Annotated in this window: 18 protein-coding genes; 5 read left to right on the top strand and 13 right to left on the bottom strand. The window is 67.2% G+C overall.

The genetic code is table 11. From position 1 onward, the window contains the following. Positions 1–1038, bottom strand: a complete 1038-nt coding sequence (locus BGI51_RS01310; protein ID WP_187980083.1) for a purine-nucleoside phosphorylase — start codon at positions 1036–1038, stop codon at positions 1–3. Positions 1039–1111: 73 nt separating this feature from the next. Beyond that, positions 1112–2491 (bottom strand): exodeoxyribonuclease VII large subunit, encoded by a 1380-nt coding sequence (xseA, locus tag BGI51_RS01305; RefSeq protein ID WP_187980082.1) that lies wholly within the window; start codon positions 2489–2491, stop codon positions 1112–1114. Positions 2492–2593: 102 nt separating this feature from the next. Between xseA and BGI51_RS01300 the strand changes: the two genes are divergently transcribed. Then, positions 2594–3145 carry a sugar ABC transporter ATPase gene (locus tag BGI51_RS01300; protein ID WP_158892809.1) on the top strand — a complete coding sequence of 184 codons (552 nt, stop codon included), beginning with the start codon at positions 2594–2596 and terminating at the stop codon, positions 3143–3145. A gap of 64 nt (positions 3146–3209) precedes the next feature. On the opposite strand, the gene BGI51_RS01295 is transcribed toward BGI51_RS01300, so the two are convergent. The 7 genes from BGI51_RS01295 to BGI51_RS01265 all read right to left on the bottom strand — a co-directional run bounded on the left by BGI51_RS01295 (position 3210) and on the right by BGI51_RS01265 (position 10483). After that, the gene (locus BGI51_RS01295; protein WP_252977185.1) at positions 3210–4178 is read right to left on the bottom strand and encodes an IS110 family transposase; all 969 of its coding nucleotides are present in this window, start codon (positions 4176–4178) and stop codon (positions 3210–3212) included. 356 nt (positions 4179–4534) lie between these two features. Continuing rightward, complete coding sequence (otnI, locus tag BGI51_RS01290) at positions 4535–5314, bottom strand: 2-oxo-tetronate isomerase (protein WP_187980081.1); 780 nt, start codon at positions 5312–5314, stop codon at positions 4535–4537. 15 nt (positions 5315–5329) lie between these two features. Further along, positions 5330–6790, bottom strand: coding sequence for a GntT/GntP/DsdX family permease (locus BGI51_RS01285; protein ID WP_133863186.1), 1461 nt, complete (start codon positions 6788–6790; stop codon positions 5330–5332). 139 nt (positions 6791–6929) lie between these two features. Continuing rightward, positions 6930–7568 carry a 3-oxo-tetronate 4-phosphate decarboxylase gene (gene otnC / locus BGI51_RS01280; RefSeq protein WP_187980080.1) on the bottom strand — a complete coding sequence of 213 codons (639 nt, stop codon included), beginning with the start codon at positions 7566–7568 and terminating at the stop codon, positions 6930–6932. Next, on the bottom strand, positions 7565–8857 hold the full coding sequence (otnK, locus tag BGI51_RS01275; protein WP_187980079.1) for a 3-oxo-tetronate kinase: 1293 nt from the start codon (positions 8855–8857) through the stop codon (positions 7565–7567). Before otnK ends, otnC begins: the two co-directional genes overlap by 4 nt. 5 nt (positions 8858–8862) lie before the next feature. After that, positions 8863–9756: an L-threonate dehydrogenase gene (gene ltnD, locus BGI51_RS01270; protein WP_187980078.1), complete on the bottom strand. Its 894-nt coding sequence runs from the start codon at positions 9754–9756 to the stop codon at positions 8863–8865. A gap of 22 nt (positions 9757–9778) precedes the next feature. Then, on the bottom strand, positions 9779–10483 hold the full coding sequence (locus tag BGI51_RS01265; protein WP_044341678.1) for a FadR/GntR family transcriptional regulator: 705 nt from the start codon (positions 10481–10483) through the stop codon (positions 9779–9781). A gap of 192 nt (positions 10484–10675) precedes the next feature. On the opposite strand from BGI51_RS01265, the gene dksA reads away from it, so the two are divergent. Continuing rightward, a complete protein-coding gene (gene dksA, locus BGI51_RS01260) occupies positions 10676–11080 on the top strand; it encodes an RNA polymerase-binding protein DksA (protein ID WP_187980077.1) in 405 nt (134 codons plus the stop codon). A gap of 570 nt (positions 11081–11650) precedes the next feature. Here dksA and pdxY read toward each other — a convergent pair. Next, positions 11651–12544, bottom strand: coding sequence for a pyridoxal kinase PdxY (gene pdxY, locus BGI51_RS01255; protein ID WP_187980076.1), 894 nt, complete (start codon positions 12542–12544; stop codon positions 11651–11653). Between the two features lie 183 nt (positions 12545–12727). Here pdxY and BGI51_RS01250 point away from each other — a divergent pair, with 183 nt between their 5' ends. Beyond that, positions 12728–13165, top strand: coding sequence for a DUF4345 family protein (locus tag BGI51_RS01250; protein ID WP_133863180.1), 438 nt, complete (start codon positions 12728–12730; stop codon positions 13163–13165). 18 nt (positions 13166–13183) lie between these two features. Here the strand turns inward: BGI51_RS01250 and BGI51_RS01245 are convergent, their stop codons facing one another. Continuing rightward, positions 13184–14116, bottom strand: coding sequence for a LysR family transcriptional regulator (locus BGI51_RS01245; RefSeq protein WP_187980075.1), 933 nt, complete (start codon positions 14114–14116; stop codon positions 13184–13186). 120 nt (positions 14117–14236) lie between these two features. Here BGI51_RS01245 and fpr point away from each other — a divergent pair, with 120 nt between their 5' ends. Next, entirely contained in the window at positions 14237–15016 is a 780-nt protein-coding gene (gene fpr, locus BGI51_RS01240) for a ferredoxin-NADP reductase (RefSeq protein WP_187980074.1), read from the top strand. 137 nt (positions 15017–15153) lie between these two features. Further along, positions 15154–15840, top strand: coding sequence for a dihydrofolate reductase family protein (locus tag BGI51_RS01235; RefSeq protein WP_187980073.1), 687 nt, complete (start codon positions 15154–15156; stop codon positions 15838–15840). On the opposite strand, the gene BGI51_RS01230 is transcribed toward BGI51_RS01235, so the two are convergent. Beyond that, positions 15837–18074 carry a putative bifunctional diguanylate cyclase/phosphodiesterase gene (locus tag BGI51_RS01230; RefSeq protein WP_187980072.1) on the bottom strand — a complete coding sequence of 746 codons (2238 nt, stop codon included), beginning with the start codon at positions 18072–18074 and terminating at the stop codon, positions 15837–15839. The two genes, BGI51_RS01235 and BGI51_RS01230, sit on opposite strands and share 4 nt — an antisense overlap. Before the next feature lie 351 nt (positions 18075–18425). Further along, the gene (gene ppnN / locus BGI51_RS01225; protein WP_187980071.1) at positions 18426–19802 is read right to left on the bottom strand and encodes a nucleotide 5'-monophosphate nucleosidase PpnN; all 1377 of its coding nucleotides are present in this window, start codon (positions 19800–19802) and stop codon (positions 18426–18428) included. Positions 19803–19834 lie beyond the last annotated feature (32 nt).

The raw sequence follows: 19834 nt of genomic DNA, 5'->3' as shown, positions 1-19834 counted from the left end.
TCAGCTCGCCGGCACGCCCTTTTCCCAGACGTCCCAGTGCTCGACGATCTCCTGCACCAGCGGATTGCCGGTGCGATAGAGATTTTCCAAAGCCGGGGCGAAACCGCCCTGCTTGGCGTAGTCGAGCAGATTGGCCACCTCGGAGGCGCCCTTGGCCGGACGGTCGAAGTCGGAGCCGGCGCGGACCACCGCCAGCCGTTGCAGGTCGACCTTGCCCAGGCGGCTAGCGCGCAGCAGCGCTTCGTAGGTGGCGTTGTCTTCCTGCTGGGTGGTGCAGTAGCGGCCCTGGCCGTCGGTGACCAGGCGGGTCCATTCCTCGGCCCGTTCGGAGAGGCGGGTGCCGGAATACCAGGTATCGCCGGCCAGGGTGTCGCAACGGGTCACCACCGGCGGCTGGTTGGCCGGGGCGTAGTCGTAGGTCTGGCGCCAGGCCTTGGATTCCGTACTTTCCGTCAGCTCGGCCTGGCGGGACAGGGCATAGGCCTTGTCTCTCAGCCGCACATTGAGTTCGAACACCTCGGTCTTGTAGTCGAGCGGCGGTTTCTCGCCAGGCCCGCGGGTATTGATGCCCAGGTAACCAGTGGGCCAGTCCTTGGGCACGTCACGGGGATCGAGCTCCCACTGGATGCCGAAGTCGACCAGATAGCGCGCCCAGGCGGTGGTGCCCAGGGTGCCTTCCTTGGGACTGATCCCGGCGATACCGGCGACCAGGAAGTAGGTGTGCTTGAGGTCGAATTTGGGCGACAGGGTCAGCGCCAGGGTCGAGGCGGCGGCGTTGGCATGCCCCATTCCAGTGGTCATCAGGCACACCCGTGCCTCATTGCAGAGCACATCGGGATAGTCGGCGGACAGCCCGTCGACGGCGACCTTGTGGGTGAGCTTGAGGCGATCGATCCAGGTCTGGGCCTCGGGGGCGAACATCGCCACGAGCATGACCTTGGGTTGCAGCGGCGCGGCGGGCGGGGTCGTGGCCTGGGCCGCGCCGGCCAGCAGGGCGGTGGTGAGGGGGAGCAGGGAAGCGCGCAGAAGGGAATGCATGGAGGGCCTCGGTAGGGGGAAATCCTGACCGAGGGTTCAAGATGCATGCCACCATCGGTCCGGGTTGGACCGATTAGTCCAACAGAGACAGAGTGGTGGGTTCCTGGTGATTGTCCAGTACCCGCACCGCCAATTCACCCTCGGCGAGCCGGGCAGTGAGCTTCTGCCCATTGGCGACCTCGGCGGCGGCACGCACGGCGTGACCGCGTTCGTCGAGCAGGATGCTGTAGCCGCGACCCAGGGTGGCCAGGGGGCTGACGATCTGCAGGGTCTGGACGGTACCGGCCAGGCGCTGCTGACGCTCCTTCAGCTGCCGCTGCATGACCCGCGGCAGGCGTTCGGCCAGTTGCTCCAGCCGTTGGCGCAGCAGGGCCAGCTGGCGCCCGGGATGCTGGCCGGCCAGCCGGGTGTCCAGGTGCGCCAGGCGATCGCGACGGCGATTCTGGGCGATGACATAGGCGCGGCGCAGGCGTAGATCCAGATCGTCCAGCCGTTGGGCCTGCTGGCGCAGGCGCTCGCCTGGATGCCGCAGGCGCCGGCTGCAGGCGTCCAGGCGCAGCCGTTCGCGGGCCAGCCGTTCGCGCATGCGCAAGAGCAGTTGGCGATGCACGCCGTCCAGGCGCTGGCGCAGGTCGGCGCTGTGGGGGGCGAGCAATTCCGCCGCCGCCGACGGGGTAGGGGCGCGGACATCGGCGACGAAGTCGGCGATGGAGACATCGGTCTCGTGCCCCACGGCGCTCACTACCGGGGTCTGGCAGGCGGCCAGGGCGCGGGCCACGGGTTCTTCGTTGAAGCACCAGAGGTCTTCCAGGGAGCCGCCGCCGCGCGCCAGTATCAGCGCATCGAAGCCCTGGCGATCGGCCAGTTGCAGGGCGCGGACGATCTGGGCGGTGGCCTCGCGGCCCTGCACCGCGGTGGGGATCAGCGTCAGTTCGACCTGGGGCGCCCGTCGCTTGAACACGCTGACGATGTCGCGGATCACCGCGCCGGTGGGCGAGGAGACGATGCCGATGCGCTGCGGATGGGCGGGCAGTGCGCGCTTGCGTTCGGCGGCGAACAGTCCTTCGGCGGCGAGGCGCTCCTTGAGCGCCTCGAAGGCCAGGCGCAGGGCGCCGTCGCCGGCCGGCTCGACGCTGTCGAGAATCAGCTGGTAGTCACCGCGGCCTTCGAACAGCGAGACCTTGCCGCGCACCTTGACCGCCAGGCCGTCGCGTAGCGCCTGGCGCACCCGGCTGGCGTGCTGGCGGAACAGCGCGCAACGCACCTGGGCCTGGCCGTCCTTCAAGGTGAAATAGAGGTGGCCCGAGGCGGGCTTGGCCAGGTTGGAGATCTCGCCCTCGACCCAGACCTGGGCGAAGACATCTTCCAGCAGCACCCGGGCGCGGCTGTTGAGCTGGCTGACGCTGAGCACCTCGCGATCGAGACCGAGGCGGGCGAAGGGATCCTTGAACATGGGGCGCTTTCTGTGGCTTTCGTCGGCCTCACCTTAGCAGCTCTGGGCGCGCGGCGAGCAGCCCATTAAGCTGCGCGCCCCTTCCTTCGAGACGCGTGTTCCATGACCCTGCGCCAGACCATCCTCGCTCCCCGCATTTCCAGCCATCCGCGGGTGGAGCGCACCGCCGTGGAGATTCTTGGCTGGCTCGCCGCCAGCGGCGTGGTCAGGGCCGAGGCCTCGCCCTGCCTGCCCAGTCGCGGCCGGCGTGGCCATGCGCCGGGGCCGCGACTGACCGAGGTGCTGCGCCTGGCGCCAGGCATGGACGATCCGCGCGACTTCGCCGACGGCGGCCTGGAGATCGTCACCGAACGCTGCATCTTCACCCCGCTGGCCGGCTTCGAGGGTCGCGCCCGCTGCCCCGCCTGCCGCCGCGAGATTGGCGAGGCGCTGTTCGAGCACCTGGAAGTCTGGATGCCGGCGGAAAGCGACAACTTCGCCTGCCCGGAATGCGCTCACGAAGACGACATCAACGGCTTCGATTTCCCCCAGCCCTGCGCCTTTTCCGACCTGGGCTTCATCTTCAACCACTGGCCGGCGCGGGCCTTCGCCCCGGCCTTCCTGGAGGAATTCCGCCGACGCCTGGGGCAGCCGTTGGCGGTGGTGGAGGTGTAGGGGCGAGCGTTTTTAGCGCGGCCATGGCGGTCCGCGATAGCCCCGTAGATACCGTCTTCGCCCCTCAGTGTGCAATCGCTAAAGCAGGGTCGAAAGGCTTGCCTGATTTGAGCACGCCATAGGCGATGGTCAGCAGCTTGCGCATGGCGGCGCAGACGGTTTGTTTACCTTTCTTCCCCCTGGTTTTCAGACGCTCGGCTTGCGCCTTGATAGCCGGGTTGTAGGTCAGCGCCACGACGGCGGGTAGGTATAGCGCACTTCGTAAGCGGACCGATCCCATGCGCGAGATGCCGGTATGGCCGCGGTAAAGACCTGATTCCTGTAGGCGTGGGTTCAAACCGGCAAAGGCGGTCACGGCGCGGGCATCGGCGAAGCGACCGATATCGCCGAGCTCCGCCAGGATCAGGGCGGCGGTCTTGTCGGCGATGCCGTCTATGCTCACCAGCAGATCACGTTTGCCGCTCAGGTCCGGGTCATCGTCGATATGCCGTTTGATCTGTTCGAGCGTCCAGGCGATCTGCTCATCGAGCCGCTGCACGACCGCCTGGATCGAGTTTTGGACTTTTTCCGGGCTGACCTCGAGCCGATTGAGTTCCATCTGCCGTAGCGATTGGAGATCCTCCAGGCGCCGGGTCAGCGCGCGAAGCGTGCGGATGGACACAGGCTCGGGGTGCCAGGCCCGCAGGCTGTCTTCATGCCGCTGGCCATAGGTGGCGATCAGCTTGGCGTCGAGTTTGTCCGTCTTGCTGCGCTGCAACTGGCTTTGCGCATAGCGAGCGATCTGTGCCGGATTGAGCACGGCGATTCGGTAGCCCAGCGCATGGAAATGCTCGGCGAGCGCTTCGTGATAGGTGCCCGTGGCCTCCATCACGATCCAAGCGCCTGGCTCGGCATGCTGTTGCAGCCAGTCGGCAAAGACCGCGAAGCCTGACGGATCATTGCTCAGCTTGCCCTTGGTCCGGTGCTTGCCATTGGATTGCAGGACCGCCAGATCGAAGCTGCGCTTGGCGATATCAACACCGATTACGGCCATGATGTCTCCTCCTTCAGATGCGACACGATCACGTCATCCCGTCCAACCTTGTGCAATACGAGCTCTGGAGGCTCTAGATACCGTTCGGACTCGGGGATGGGTGTGGAGGAGGCAGCCTATCTACGTTGCAAGCTCAAAGGCTTAAGGGTGGACACGGCCTGCCATCCTCCCCGATGATCAGCCGGGGACTATGCCCCCTGAGGAGGCTGTCGTCGAGATACAAGGGTGGACAACCGCACAGCGTTTTCCACCGGGCCTAGGTGCCTGACGGTGGACAAGGCTGCGCCGTTGTCCACCCTACAAACCTGATCGTAGGTTGGGCTGAGACGGCTCTATCGTCGAAGCCCAACAGGGACTCAGGCCCTGAGCTTGCGCAACCACTCCAACCCCGCCGAGGTATCGCCCCGCGGACGGTATTCGCAGCCGATCCAGCCGTCGTAGCCGAGGGCGTCGAAGCGCTCGAACAGATAGGGATAGTGCAGCTCGCCCAGATCCGGTTCGTGGCGATCGGGTACCCCGGCGATCTGCACGTGGCCGATGCCGGCGAAGTCGCGCTCGAAGGTCTTGCTGACGTCGCCCTCGACGATCTGGCAGTGGTAGCAGTCGAACTGCACCTTCAGATTGTCAGCGCCTATGGTCTGGCGGATGGCCTGGGCGTCGTCCTGGCGATTGAGGAAATAGCCGGGCATGTCGCGCGGGTTGATCGGCTCGATGAGAATCGTCACCCCGGCCTTGGCCGCCTGTTCGGCGGCATGGGCCAGGTTGCCCAGGTAGGTGTCGCGGGCGCGGGCCCGGTCGACTCCGGCGGGCAGCAGGCCGGCCATCACATGCACCAGACGATTGCCCAGCACGGCGGCGTAGTCCAGGGCGCGGTCGATGCCGGCGCGGCATTCGGCTTCGCGACCGGGCAGGGCGGCCAGGCCACGTTCACCCGCGGCCCAGTCACCGGGCGGGGCGTTGAACAGCACCTGGGTCAGGCCCGCGGCGTCCAGGCGTGTCTTGATCTCGGCGGCGGTGTGCTCATAAGGAAAGAGGTATTCCACGGCCTGGAAGCCATCCGCCGCGGCGGCGGCGAAGCGGTCGAGGAAGGCATGCTCGGGGTAGAGCATGCTGAGGTTGGCGGCGAAACGGGGCATGGCTTGTCTCCCAGATCAGACGAAGGGCCAGAGCAGCAGGGTGATGGCGAAGCCCAGGCACCCCAGCAGGGTGGTCAGGACGGTCCAGGTACGCAAGCCGTCGGCGACGCTCAGGCCGACCAGCTTGGTGAAGATCCAGTAGCCGGCGTCGTTGATGTGCGACACGGCCAGACCACCGGCGCCCATGGCCAGGCAGAGCAGGGCCATGTGGTTGGCCGAGAGGTCCAGGGTGGCGATCAGCGGGCCGAGGATGCCGGCGGTGGTGACCAGGGCCACGGTGGTGGAACCCTGGACCGCGCGCAGCAGCAGGGTCAGCACGAAGCCCAGCGCCAGCACCGGCAGGCCGGTGGCGCGCAGCAGCTCCGAGACCACCGCGCCGATACCGGTGTCCACCAGCACCTTGCCGAAGACGCCGCCGGCACCGGCGATGAGGATGACCATGGCCACGCCGGGCAGCGCCGAGCCGATGACGTCCGAGACCTGTTCGCGCGACCAGCCGCGGCGGAAACCCAGCACATAGGCGCACAGCAGGGTGTCGATCAGCAGCGCCACCAGGGGCGCGCCAATCACGGTGAAGATGTCGCGCAGCAGGTTGCCGGCCGGTAGCCAGCTGGTGGCCAGGGTGCCCAGCAGGATCAGCACGATGGGCAGCAGGATCAGGGTCACCACCAGGCCGAAGCCGGGGGCCGGGGCGGGCGGCAGGCCGGCGGCGAGGCCGGCCGGGGTCTCGTCGACCTTGACCGCGGCGGCGCCGAGGCTGGGCAGGCCGGGGGCCATGTCCTGGCCGCGGCCCCATTGCTGCAGGTGGGTGTCGGTGATCTGCGGACCATAGACGTCGCTGCGGATGTCGTCGGTCATGGGGTAGTGACGACGGGTCATGCGCCCGGCCACCCACCAGCCGATCAGGGCCAGCACGGCGGTGATCGGCAGGCCGAACAGCAGCACCCGACCCAGATCGGCGCCCAGCTGGCCGGCGGCGGCCACGGCGCCCGGGTGGGGCGGCAGCATGGCGTGCACCGTGAGCATGGTGGCGCACATCGGCAGGGCGAAGACGATCAGCGGCTTGCGCGCGGTGCGGGCGATGCCATAGGCCAACGGCATCAGCACGATCACGCCGACTTCGAAGAACACCGGGATGCCGACCAGGAAGCCGGCCAGGGTCAGGGCCAGCGGTGTACGTCTGTTGCCGAAGCGCTCGATCAGCGTCTTGGCCAGGGCCTCGGCGCCGCCGGAGAGTTCGATGATGCGGCCGATCATGGCGCCCAGGGCGATGATGATGGCGATGTGGCCGAGGATCTTGCCCATGCCGCCTTCGATGGTGGCGACCAGCTTGGACGGTTCCACGCCAGCGGCCAGGGCCACCAGGATGCTCACCAGCATCAGCGCCACGAAGGGCTGGAATTTGTACTTGAGAACCAGGAACAGCAGCAGGGCGATGCCCGCCGCGGCGATGAGGACCAGCAGCAACGGACTCATGAGCGGGACTCCGGGCGGGTAGGGCTGACGACGGGGGACATGGCACTTTCCTCGCTATTGTTGTTTTTCCAGGGCAAGCCGATCCCGCGACGGCCGGCGAGGGCCATCGTGGGGGTGTTGCGGTAGCGCGGGCTTCAGGTCACCAGACGGCGCCGAAGGTCTCCGCCAGTTCGGCCAGGGCGGCGGCATCGAGCGGCGCCGGGCGCGGCTCGCTGAGCAGCCACAGCCGCGCGGTTTCTTCCAGCTCCTCCAGGGCGAAGCTGGCCTTGCTCACGCTGCTTTCCCAGACCACCGGACCGAGGCGTTCGAGCATCACGCCCCTTACCCGGTTGGCCAGTTGCGCCACCTGCTCGGCGACGCTGGCGGCGCCGGGGCGGGCATAGGGAATCAGCGGGATATGGCCGACCTTCATCACCTGGTAGGGGGTGATGGGTGGCAGGATGTCGTCCGGGCGCCAGACGCCGGCCAGGGTCAGGGCCACCAGGTGGGTGGAGTGGGTATGCACCACGCCGCCCACGCCGGGATTGCGGTCGTAGACCTGGCGATGCAGGGCCAGGGTCTTGGACGGCTTGTCGCCGGAGACCCAGTCGCCTTCCAGGCCGACCTTGGCGATGGCCGCCGGATCGAGGCGACCGAGGCAGGCATCGGTGGGGGTGATCAGCCAGCCGTCTTCCAGGCGGGCGCTGATGTTGCCGGCGCTGCCCACGGTGTAGCCGCGGGCATAGAGGCTGGCGCCGACAGTGCAGATCTCTTCGCGCAGACGGGCTTCGACGCTCATGCCTGCTCTCCTGCCAGCTGGCGCAACGCCTTGGCGAAGAAGTCGCGGCTGCCGAAGTTGCCGGACTTGAGCGCCAGGGCCAGGGGTTCGCCCTGCACCTGGCCGAGGGTGGCCGGCACGCCCGGATCGATCTGGGCGCCGATGCGCAGGGCCTGTACGCCCAGGGCCTGGACCACGGCGCCGGAGGTTTCGCCACCGGCCACCACCAGACGGCGTACGCCGCTGTCGAACAGGCCGCGGGCGATCAGGCCGAGGGCGCGTTCCACCAGTTCACCGGCGCGCGCAACGCCCAGCTCGCGCTGGATGGCCTTGACCTCGTCGGCGGGACTGGTGGCATAGATCAGTACGGCCTGGCCCTGCTCACGCGCCCAGGCAAGGGCGGCGTCGATGGAGTCGTCACCCCGGGCCAGGGCCAGCGGGTCCAGGCGCAGAGCCGGGCGACCGGCTTCCAGCCAGGCGGCGACCTGGCCATTGGTGGCCTGGGAAGCGCTGCCGGCCAGCACGGCTTCGCCACCGGCGGGCAGCGCCAGGGCGGCAGCGTCATGGGCCTGGAGCAGGCCGGCGCGGCGGAAATTCTCCGGCAGGCCCTGGGCGATGCCCGAGCCACCGGTGACCAGGGGCAGCTCGGCACAGGCCGCGCCCAGGGTGTGCAGATCGGCGTCGGACAGGGCATCGGCGATGGCCAGGCGATGACCCGAAGTACGCAATTCGGCGATGGCTGCGCGCACGGCCTCGGGGCCCCTGGCGACCTGATCGTAGCGCAGCAGCCCTACCTTGCCGCGGCTCTGCGCCTGCAGCACCCGCACCAGGTTGGCGTCGCCCATGGGCGTCAGCGGGTGGTGCTGCATGCCGGACTCGCTGAGCAGCTGGTCCTGCACGAACAGGTGGCCGCGGAACAGGGTGCGCCCGGTTTCCGGGAAGGCCGGGCAGGCCAGGGTGAAATCGCAGTCCAGTGCCTCCTGCAGGGCCTCGGCTACCGGGCCGATGTTGCCTGCGGCAGTGGAATCGAAGGTCGAGCAGTACTTGAAGAAGAATTGCCGGCAGCCGCGCTGGCGCAGCCAGGCGAGGGCGGCCAGGGATTCGTTCACCGCCTCGGCCGCCGGCGTGGTGCGGGATTTCAGCGCCACTACCACGGCGTCGGCGGCGTCCAGTTCGGCGTCGGCCGCGGGCACGCCGATCACCTGCACGGTGCGCATGCCGCCACGCACCAGCATGTTGGCGAGATCGGTGGCGCCGGTGAAGTCGTCGGCGATGCAGCCCAGCAGCGGGCGGGTCTCGGTCTGGCTCATGGGGTTCACTCCGCGGCCTTGGGCAGCTCGATGCCCGGGAAGATCTTGATCACCGCCGAGTCGTCTTCACGACCGTAGCCGGCGGTGGAGGCCTGCATGAACATCTGGTGGGCGGTGGCCGACAGCGGCAGCGGGAATTTCGAGGTGCGCGCGGTATCCAGCACCAGGCCCAGGTCCTTGACGAAGATGTCCACGGCGGACAACGGGGTGTAGTCGGCCTTGAGGATGTGCGGTACGCGATTCTCGAACATCCAGGAGTTGCCGGCGCTGTGGGTGATGACCTCGTAGAGGGCGTCCGGATCGACGCCTTCGCGCAGGCCCAGGGCCATGGCCTCGGCGGAGGCGGCGATATGCACCCCGGCCAAGAGCTGGTTGATGATCTTGACCTTGGAACCCTGGCCGGGCGCATCGCCCAGGCGATAGACCTTGCCGGCCATGGCGGCCAGTACCGCCTCGCCCTTGGCATAGGCTTCCGCGGTGCCGGAGGTCATCATGGTCATCTCGCCACTGGCGGCCTTGGCGGCGCCCCCGGAGAGCGGGGCGTCCAGCAGCAGGATGCCGCGCTGGGCCAGGCGCTCGCCCAGCTCGACGGCGTAGGCCGGGGCCACGGTGGCGCAGGCGATCACCAGGCTGCCCGGCCGCAGGGCAGAGGCGGCGGCGCCTTCACCGAACAGCACGGCTTCGGTCTGCTCGGCATTGACCACCACGGTGATGAGGATGTCGCAGCTGTCGGCCAGGGCCGCAGGCGAGGTGCAGGCTACGCCGCCTTCGCTGGCGAAGCTTTCCAGCACGCTGGCGCGCACGTCACAGGCATGCACGGCGAAGCCGGCCCGCAGCAGCGAACGGGCGACGCCCAGACCCATGGCCCCGAGGCCGATGACACCGACGTTGTCTTGCATCTTGTTGTTCTCCGTAAAAAGGTCAGGCGAAGCCGGCCTGCCGCAGGCGGCGGGCGGCGTTGTAGATGTGCTGGCGGGCGGCGTTGGCGGCGGCCAGGGGATCGCCGAGGCGAATGGCGGCGACGATGGCCTGGTGTTCTTCGTGCACCTGGCGGGAGAAGTCCTCGCGCCGCGCCTCGTTGGTGCGGGTGATGCGCGTGGCCGTCTCCAGGTACTGGCTGACGAATTCCAGGGTCCTGATGAAGTAGGGATTGCCGGTGGCCTGGGCGATGGTGCGATGGAAGGCCACGTCGGCCCGGACCCCGTCATGGCCGTCGGCGACCTCTTCGTCGATGGCGGCCAGGGCCTCGTCGATGGCCACCAGATCGGTCTCGCTGCGGTTGATGGCGGCTTCTGAGGCGATCTCGGCCTCGATGGCGCGCCGCAGGTCCAGCAGGTGGAAGACGCTGCCGGGCAGGCTGGCTTCGTCGGCGTCGATGCGCAGCGGGCGGATGCTGGCGTGGGCCGTGACGAAGATGCCGCGCCCCTGCTGGGGCTGCAGCACGCCTTCGTTCTTCAGCCGCGAGATGGCCTCGCGCACCACGGTGCGGCTGACGCCGAAGGCTTCGGAGAGCAGGGCTTCGCTGGGAATCTTGCTGCCGGGGGCGAAGACGCCGGCTTCGATCTTGTCCAGCAGCTGCTGAGCGACGCTGTCGCTCAGCACATTGGCGGGAACCTTGGCGAACATGGAGACCTGCTTATGTGGTTGTAAGGTTGTCATACAGGTTGTGACGCTACTTTCGCACAGGCTTTTGCCGTTGTGTAGTGGTTTTGACGGAGGCACTACGGAATTTTTGTGATGGGTTCTACGGCTGGCAGATGCAGGCTAGAGCCATTAATAAGTGTTATAATATAACATTTACGGATGGAGGGCTGCCTCATGACCCCTGAAGAACTCCTGGCACAACCTGCCGAGGACTATATGAGCGAGGTCCAGCGGGAATTCTTTCGTCGACTGCTGCTGACCCAGCGTGGCGACCTGCAACGCCTGATCGACGAGCAGGTGGAGGACCTGCGCGGCCTGGACACCCACGGCGATCCGGCCGATGTCGGCAATGCCGAGCGGGAACGCCAGTGGCAACTGCGCCAGCTGGAACGGGAAAAGAAGCTGCTGGACAAGATCGACGAAGCCCTGGAGCGCCTGGCCCGCGACGACTACGGCTGGTGCGAGGAGAGCGGCGAACCCATAGGCCTTGCCCGCCTGCTGCTGAGACCCACCGCGACCCTCAGCGTGGAAGCCAAGGAGCGCCAGGAGCAGCGCGAGCGGCATCTGCAGTCGTCGTGAGGGGCGGTAGCCGGGCTTTCCCTCACCCCAACCCTCTCCCAGGGGGAGAGGGGGCGAAGCGGACCCGTAGGTTGGGCTGAGACAGCTCCACCGTCGAAGCCCAACAGGCGGGTAGGGTGGAAAACCGCGCAGCGTTTTCCACGCGTTCAATGGCTCAGGCATGACGGCTTTCCCTCACCCCAGCCCTCTCCCAGGGGGAGAAGAGGCAAAGCGCACCCGTAGGTTGGGTTGAGACAGCTCCATCGTCAAAGCCCAACAGGCGGGTAGGGTGGAAAACCGCGCAGCGTTTGCCACGCGTTCAGGGTTACCCTCACCCCAGCCCTCTCCCAGGGGGAGAGGGGCAAAGCGCACCCGTAGGTTGGGTTGAGACAGCTCCACCGTCGAAGCCCAACAGGCGGGTAGGGTGGAAAACCGCGCAGCGTTTTCCACGCGTTCAGGGGTTACCCTCACCCCAGCCCTCTCCCAGGGGGAGAAGAGGCAAAGCGAACCCGTAGGTTGGGTTGAAACAGCCCCATCGTCGAAGCCCAACAGCGCCTGGCCCCGTTGGGCTTCGCTGGCGACCAACCCAACCTACGCCAGCCGCTGCGCTTCGAACAATTCGCCTGGCCGCACGATTTGCTCGCGGGCGGCGATCAGCGGCAGGTCGCGGCTGCCGGGGCCGGTGCGGGCGACCAGGGCGTAGAGGGCGCTGACCGCATGGGACGCCGCGGCGGGTGTGGACTGGCCGTTGAGCAACTGGCCCAGCAGCACCGCGGAGAAGACGTCGCCCATGCCATTGGGCAGCGGCTGCAGGTCCAGGTAGGGCGTCTGCACCAGCCAGGCATCCGCCGCCTCCACCACCAGGGTGCTGAGGACGTCGGTGGGCAGGTCCGGGGTGCGCAGGCTGGTGATGACGATGGTCGTAGGGCCCGGTTGGCCGCGACGACCGAGCAGCAGCCGGGCGGCGTTCACGGCGTCGGCGGTGTCGGCCAGTGGCTGGCCGTGCAGCAGCTCGAATTCGTACTGGTTGGGAGTGATCAGGCTGGCCTGTTCGATGGCGCGGCGGCGCAGGAAGTCGGGGATGCCGGGGCGGACGAAGATGCCGCGGCCGACGTCGCCCATCACCGGATCGCAGAGATACTGCAAGTCGCCGCGCTGACGGCGGATCTCCTGCACCACGCCGAGGATCACCTCGCCGATGGCGGCGTCGCCCAGGTAGCCGGAGAGCACCGCCACGCAGCGCTCCAGCACGCCGCGGGCGCGCAGGCCGTCGAGCACGTCGTGGATATGCTCGGGCGGAAAGACCTGGCCCTTGAATTCGCCGTAGCCGGTGTGATTGGAGAATTGCACCGTGTTGACCACCACCGGCTGCAGGCCGAGCAGCTGCAGTGGCAGGGTGGCGGCGGCATTGCCGACGTGGCCGTAGGCGACATGGGACTGGATGGACAGCACCAGCGGCGGCTGGGCGGGCAGGGCGGCGGGCATGGCGATCTCTCGGGCGACGGGCTCGGGCAGGAGCCGGAAGGGTGGAGGCCTGCAGCTTACCCCAGCCCTTCCGGCGAACCCTAACCCGCCTGTGGCGGTCTGCATCGGCAGTGCAGATCGCTCCCGGCGCTGGCTACACTGGAGCGGCTGTCATTCGTCCCTAGCCCCAAGGAGAAACGGGGAATGTCCGAGCTTCGCTTCGCACGTCTGGTGTTGGGTCTGCAGGCCCTGGTCTGGTTTGGCCTCGCCCTGGCGCATTGGTTCTATCCCTACGAGATGGCCAATGCCCGCGGCATGGTACTGATGGATTCGGCGTCGGTGGCCGAGGCGCGGGTCTGGTACGGCGGCATGCAATTCGCCCTGGCGCTGTTCGCCGTGCTGGCCTTTCGCCGAGCGGAATGGCTGTCGGCCGGCCTGCTGCTGGTGGCCTTCGTGCAGCTGACGCTGTTCGTGGTGCGGCTGATCAGCGGCGTGCTGGGCGAGTCGGCCACCGCCGAGCTGGATCTCTATTCCCAGGGCTATCGCCTGGTGATCGGCATCCTGGCCCTGCTGGCGCTGCGCGCCCACCGCCGCCACGAGCAGCGGGAGCTGGAGAATCGCCGCCTCTACCAGGGCCAGTAGGCGGACCGGCGCCAGCCGCTAGCGTCCGGGACGGGGCCGCGCGGTGTCGATCTGATCGCTGCGGCTCAGGCCCAGGGTCAGTTGGCGACAGAGGTCGAGGAATTCGACCATGGCCCCGGTCTGGTACTTCTGCTTGTGCCAGATGAAGCAGAACTGGCGACGCAGATCCAGGGTCGGCGTCGCGATGGGCACCAGGGTGCCGCGGGCGAAGGCATCGCGCAGCGCCAGCCGCGACAGGCAGCCGATGCCCAGCCCCGACTCCACCGCGCGCAGGATGGCCTCGGTGTGTTCCAGTTCCAGGCGCACGTCCAGTGGCTGGGCATGGTGCCGCATGGCCTGGTCGAAGGTCAGGCGGGTGCCGGAGCCCTGTTCGCGCAGGATCCAGGCCTGGGCTTCCAGCTCGGCCTGGGCGGCCTGTCTGCCTGCCAGGGCGTGTCCGGGCGCGCAGAACGCCACCAGTTCGTCCTCGATCCAGGGTTGCACCTCCAGATCCGGATGCTGGCAGTCGCCCTCGATCAGGCCGAGGTCGATGTCATGGTTGGCGATGCGCTGCACCACGCTGGCGGTGTTGTGCACGTGCAGCCGCACCCGGCAGTCGGGATGGCGCTGCATGAAGTCGCCCAGCAGCAGGGTGGCCAGGTAGTTGCCGATGGTAAGGGTCGCGCCGACCTCCAGGGAGCCGAAGCCGGTCTTGCCGCGCAGCAGGTTTTCCACCTCGGCGCTGCGATCAAGCAGGGCCACCGCCTTGGGCAGCAACTGGCGGCCCAGGGCGTTGAGTGTCAAACGCTTGCCGGCGCGGTCGAACACCCGGCAGTCGAATTGCCGTTCCAGTTCGCCGAGGGCGGTACTGGTGGCCGACTGCGACAGACTGAGCGCCTCGGCCGCCCGGGAAACGCTTTCCTGGCGGGCCACGGCGACGAAGACCTCGAGTTGACGCAACGTAAATCTCATATCTGCCTTTTGGATAACCTATATTCGAATTATTCATTTCACGGATATTTTCCCCCTCTATAAACTGTCGCGCAATTTCTATCCAGCCCCGGGCTGTACCGATTTTTCCTGGAGTCATCGATGAGCAACCTGTACACCGAGCGCGTCCTGAGCGTTCATCACTGGAACGAAACCCTGTTCAGCTTCAAGACCACCCGCAATGCGGGCCTGCGTTTCGAGAACGGTCAGTTCGTGATGATCGGCCTGGAGACCGAAGGCGGTCGTCCGCTGATGCGTGCCTACAGCATCGCCAGCCCCAACTATGAAGAGCACCTGGAGTTCTTCAGCATCAAGGTACCGGACGGCCCCCTGACCTCGCGCCTGCAGCACCTCAAGGAAGGCGACAACCTGATGGTCAGCCGCAAGCCCACCGGCACCCTGATCCTCAGTGACTTGAAGCCCGCCAAGCACCTCTACCTGCTGAGCACCGGCACCGGCATGGCGCCCTTCCTGAGCACCATCCAGGATCCGGAGACCTACGAGCGCTTCGAGAAGGTGATCCTGGTCCACGGCGTGCGCTACGTGAACGAACTGGCCTACGCCGACTTCATCACCAAGACCCTGCCGGAGCACGAATTCATCGGCGACCTGGTCCGCGAGAAGCTGGTCTACTACCCCCTGGTCACCCGCGAGGAATTCCGCAACCAGGGTCGTCAGACCGACCTGATGCGCAGCGGCAAGCTGTTCGCGGACATCGGCCTGCCGCCGATCAATCCGCAGGACGACCGCGCCATGATCTGCGGCAGCCCGAGCATGCTGGACGAGACCAGCGCCGTGCTGAACGAATTCGGCCTGACCATCTCGCCGCGCATGGGCGATCCGGGCGACTACCTGATCGAGCGCGCCTTCGTCGAGAAGTAACGCGACCCGGCTCCCCGAAAACCCGCCCTCCGGCGGGTTTTTCGTTTCCGCGGCCCGGTGGGCTGAACTCCCCCGGCGCCGGACCGGTCGGTTGCTGCAAGGCGTGTCATGGCGACACGCCATTGCCGGGAGCCCCCATGAAGCCCTATGTGATCTGCCATATGATGTCGTCGGTCGACGGTCACGCCCTCACCGACGGCTGGGACCGCGCTGTCAAGAAACAGGCCGATGCCACCTACGAGCGCCTGGCCGAGCGCTTCGAATTCGACGCCTGGGCCTGTGGCCGGGTGACCATGGAAGAGATCGCCCACGGCGAGGGCTATCCCACCGGCGTCGCCCAGGCGCCCATCCCGCGTACCCACCATTTCGCCCGGCGCGACGCCGCGAAGTACGCCATCGCCATCGATCCCCAGGGCAAGGTGGCCTGGAAGAAGAATGAGGCCCTGGATTCCCATGTGGTGGCAGTGCTCACCGAAGGGGTCAGCGACGACTACCTGACGCACCTGCAGAACATCGACGCCTCCTATGTCTTCGGCGGCAAGGACGAACTGGATCTGAGCGCCGTGCTGGAGCTGCTGAACGCCGAACTGGGCATCGAGCGCCTGGTGGTGGAGGGCGGCCCCCACGTCAGCGGCTCCTTTGTCGCCGCCGGCCTGGTGGACGAGATCAGCGTGCTGATCATCCCGCTGGTGGATGGCCGCGGTGCCCATCCGGCCTCCTTCGAGATCGCCGAGCAGGCCTGGCAACAGCCGCTCTACCTCAAGCTGGACGCGGCCGAAGCCCAGGACGACGGCAGCGTCTGGCTGCGTTATCGCCGCGGCTAGCCGAGCGCCTTGGCCAGGGCCAGGGCGTCGGCATCCGCTTCCGCCTGGGCTTCTGCCTGGGCCTGCAACGGACAGACCCCGCTGGCATAGCGGGCGATCACCTCGGGCACCTGGGCCAGGGGCACCGGGCGGCTGATGTGGTAGCCCTGGATGAAGTCGCAGCCCAGGGCGCACAGCAGCCGTAGCTGCTCCAGGTGTTCGACGCCCTCGGCGGTGACCTTGAGCTTGAGCGGTCGGGCCATGCCGATGATGGCCTGGACGATCTGGTGATCGGCATTGCCCTCGGCCAGCCCGGTGACGAAGGAGCGATCGATCTTCACGGTGTCGATCGGCAGGCGCTTGAGATAGGCCAGCGAGGAGTAACCGGTGCCGAAGTCGTCGATGGACACCGTCACGCCCAGGTCGCGGATGCGCTGCAGCAATTCGGCGGTGGGCTGGACGTTCTTGACCAGGGCGTTCTCGGTGACCTCCAGCTCCAGCCGTCGCGGCGATAGCTGGTGGTCGTCCAGGCGCCAGGCGATCTGCCCGGGCAGGGCGTCGTTGCTCAGGCTGAGCGCCGAGCAATTCACCGCGATGCGCAGGTCCGCCAGGCCGGCGGCGCTCAGCTCGGCCAGGTCTTGGCAGGCGCGCTTGAGCACCCAGGCGTCCAGCTCCTCGATGAAGCCGTTGGCCTCGGCCACGCCGAGAAAGCAGTTGGGCGCCAGCATGCCCAGGCGCGGATGATCCCAGCGGATCAGGGCTTCGGCCTTGTCCAGCTGGCCGCTGGCGACGTCGAGGATCGGTTGGTAGTAGAGCTGCAGGCCGCGTTCCTCGACCAGCGCCTCGCGCAATTCGGCTTCCAGCTCCAGTTGCAGCGAGATCTTCTCGCGCAGGGTCTCGTCGAAGAAGCTGTAGGTGTTGCGGCCATTGCCCTTGGACAGATAGAGCGCGAGATCCGCGCTCTTGAGCAGTTCTTCGCAGCAGCCGCCGTCGCGGGGATAGAGGCTGATGCCGATGCTGGTGGTCATCACCAGGGTGCGGTTGCCGATGGTGACCGGATTGCGCAGCCGCTCCAGGATGCGCTGGGCCAGGTGCCGGGCTTCCTCGGGGCCGGCGAGGCTGGCGAGGATGCAGAATTCGTCGCCGCCGAAGCGGGCCACCAGATCGCCTTCGCGCACCGCGTCGCGAATGATCCTGGCCATGGCCACCAGCAGCTGGTCGCCAGCGTCGTGGCCGAGGCTGTCGTTGATGCGCTTGAAGTGATCGATGTCGAGAAACATCACCCCCAGGCTGCGCCCCTGCTGGGCGTGGCGTTCGAGGATCTCGGCGAAGGCCTGGTTGAAGGCGCGGCGATTGTGTAGGTCGGTGAGGGGATCGTAGTGCGCCGCCTGTTGCAGCGAAGCGCGGGCTTCGTCGAGCTGGCCGACCAGGGAATTGACCCGCTCCAGGTCGTTTTCCTTGCGCTGCAGCTGGCGATCCGCCCAGGCCGCGCCAAGGCCGCCGATCCCCAGGAGCAGGGCGATGATGGCGATGCCGACGCCGAGCTGCCAGGAATTGCTGGCGCCTTGCAGGGTGCTTTCGGTCTCGGCGGGGGCGATCAGCACCATGGACCACATGCCGGTGAAATGCATGGCGGCGATCGCCAGGCCCATCACCAGGGCGGTGGCGATGCGCAGCCAGCGATAGATGCCGGTGTAGTGGCGGCGAAAGATCTGGATCAGTTGCAGGGCGGCGAAGCTGGCCCCTACGGCGATGCCGATCGACAACAGGAAGGGCAGCGGGCGATAGAGCACCACCGCCTCGGTATGTACCGCGGCCATGCCGGTGTAGTGCATGAGCACGATGCCCAGGCTCAGCACCGTGCCGGCCTTGAGCCGCTGACCCAGGGTGAGGTCGGGCTGACTGAGGGCGGGCATGGCCATGAGTCCGGCCAGCACCACGATCAGCAGCGAGGCCACGGTGATGAAGAGGTCGTAGTGCACCCGGGTGGGCACGGTGAAGGCCAGCATGGCGATGAAGTGCATGCCCCAGACGCCAAAGCCAAAGCTCAGGGCGCCCATCAGACTCCAGGCACGCCGCCGCGCCAGGGTACGGGTCTGGCCGATGCGCTCGGCGAACACCAGGGTGACGTAGCAGGCACTGACCGCGACGAGATAGGCGAGCGTCACCAGCCAGCCATCATGCTGGCCGTGCAGGTGCACCTGCTCCTGGGCAAGAGGGGCGACAAGGAAGTCGAGTCCCAGCCAATTGTTCATTCCGTGGCCTCGGCAGGAAGTCTGGCGCGGCTGGATGAAGACGGCCCGGCGGGATCTCCGTCCGGGTAGGTTTCACCACGGCAACCTGCGCTCTGAGGTTAGCTTGCCTTGCCCTATCGGCGTGGTGAAGAGGGGCTTGAGGCCAGCGTCATGCAGTTAGCGCGCGAGGTGTTTTTGAAGCGGAAAAGTCACTTCGCCACCCGGCAGACGCAGGTCAGGGAAGCGCTCTGGATAGCTAGCTAGCGACTTTTTGATATCACCTGGCTAGCATGATGACCGTTCGTCGAACAGGGTGCTGACGAACGGTCACGGAAGCGGGAAACCGGCCAAAAAGGGCCGACGTGAAAGGATTCAGCTGACCACCCGGTAGCAGGGCTCGTAGGCCGCGCCGCCCGGCAGCTTCATGCGGTGCTGCTCGACGAAGGCCTGCAGCAGCCGATCCAGCGGACGCATGATGTCGGGATCGCCATGGATCTCGTAGGGCCCGCGCTCCTCGATCAGCTGGATGCCCTTGGCCTTGACGTTGCCGGCGACAATGCCGGAAAAGGCGCGGCGCAGGTTGGCGGCCAGCTCATGGGGCGGCACGGCATGGGTCAGCTGCAGCGCGGCCATGTTCTCGTGGGTGGGATCGAAGGGACGCTGGAAGCTTTCCTCGATGCGCAGCAGCCAGTTGAAGTGGAAGGCGTCGTGGCGCTCGCGACGGAATTGCTTGACCGCCTTGAGGCCCTGGGCCATCTGCCGGGCCACCTCGACCGGATCGTTGACCACGATCTGATAGTGGCGCTGGGCGGCTTCGCCCAGGGTGGCGCCGATGAAGGCGTGCAGCTGCTCCAGGTAGGGCGCGGCGCTCTGCGGCCCGGTGAGCACCACCGGGAAGGGGATGTCCTGGTTGTCCGGGTGCATGAGGATGCCCAGCAGGTAGAGGAACTCCTCCGCCGTGCCAGCGCCGCCCGGGAAGATGATGATGCCGTGGCCCGCGCGGACGAAGGCCTCCAGGCGCTTCTCGATGTCGGGCAGGATCACCAGTTCGTTGACGATGGGATTGGGCGCCTCGGCGGCGATGATGCCTGGCTCGGTAAGGCCCAGGTAGCGACCGCCCTGCAGGCGCTGCTTGGCGTGGGCGATGGTGGCGCCCTTCATCGGCCCCTTCATCACGCCCGGGCCGCAGCCGGTGCAGATGTCCAGGCTGCGCAGGCCGAGTTCGTGACCGACCTTCTTGGTGTACTTGTATTCCTCGGTGCTGATGGAGTGACCACCCCAGCACACCACCATCTTCGGCTCGACGCCCGCGCGCAGGGTGCGGGCGTTGCGCAGCAGGTGGAAGACGTAGTCGGTGATGCCCTCGGAGCTTTCCAGATCGATGCGCAGGCTGCTCTGTTCGCTCTCGGTGTAGACGATGTCGCGCAGGGCGCTGAACAGCATCTCGCGGGTGCTGGCGATCATCTCGCCGTCGACGAAGGCGTCGGCCGGGGCGTTGATCAGTTCCAGGCGTACGCCGCGGTCCTGCTGATGGATGCGGATCTCGAAGTCCTGGTAGGCCTCGAGGATGGTCTTGGCGTTGTCGCTGTGGGCGCCGGTGTTGAGGATGGCCAGGGCGCACTGGCGAAAGAGCTGGTAGAGGTTGCCCGAGCCGGCGGCGCTGAGCTGCTGGACCTCGCGCTGGGAAAGGGTCTCCAGGCTGCCCTTGGGGCTGACCTGAGCGTTGATGACCTGTCTGCTTGGAGCCATAGATGCTTCCCTATCGGTGATACGGCCGAACG

Origin of the sequence: Pseudomonas oryzihabitans, from assembly GCF_014522265.1 — a bacterium.
Lineage (GTDB): Bacteria > Pseudomonadota > Gammaproteobacteria > Pseudomonadales > Pseudomonadaceae > Chryseomonas > Chryseomonas aestiva.
The sequence above is the reverse complement of the archived record's forward strand: the minus strand, read 5'-3'. Positions and strand labels throughout refer to the sequence as shown.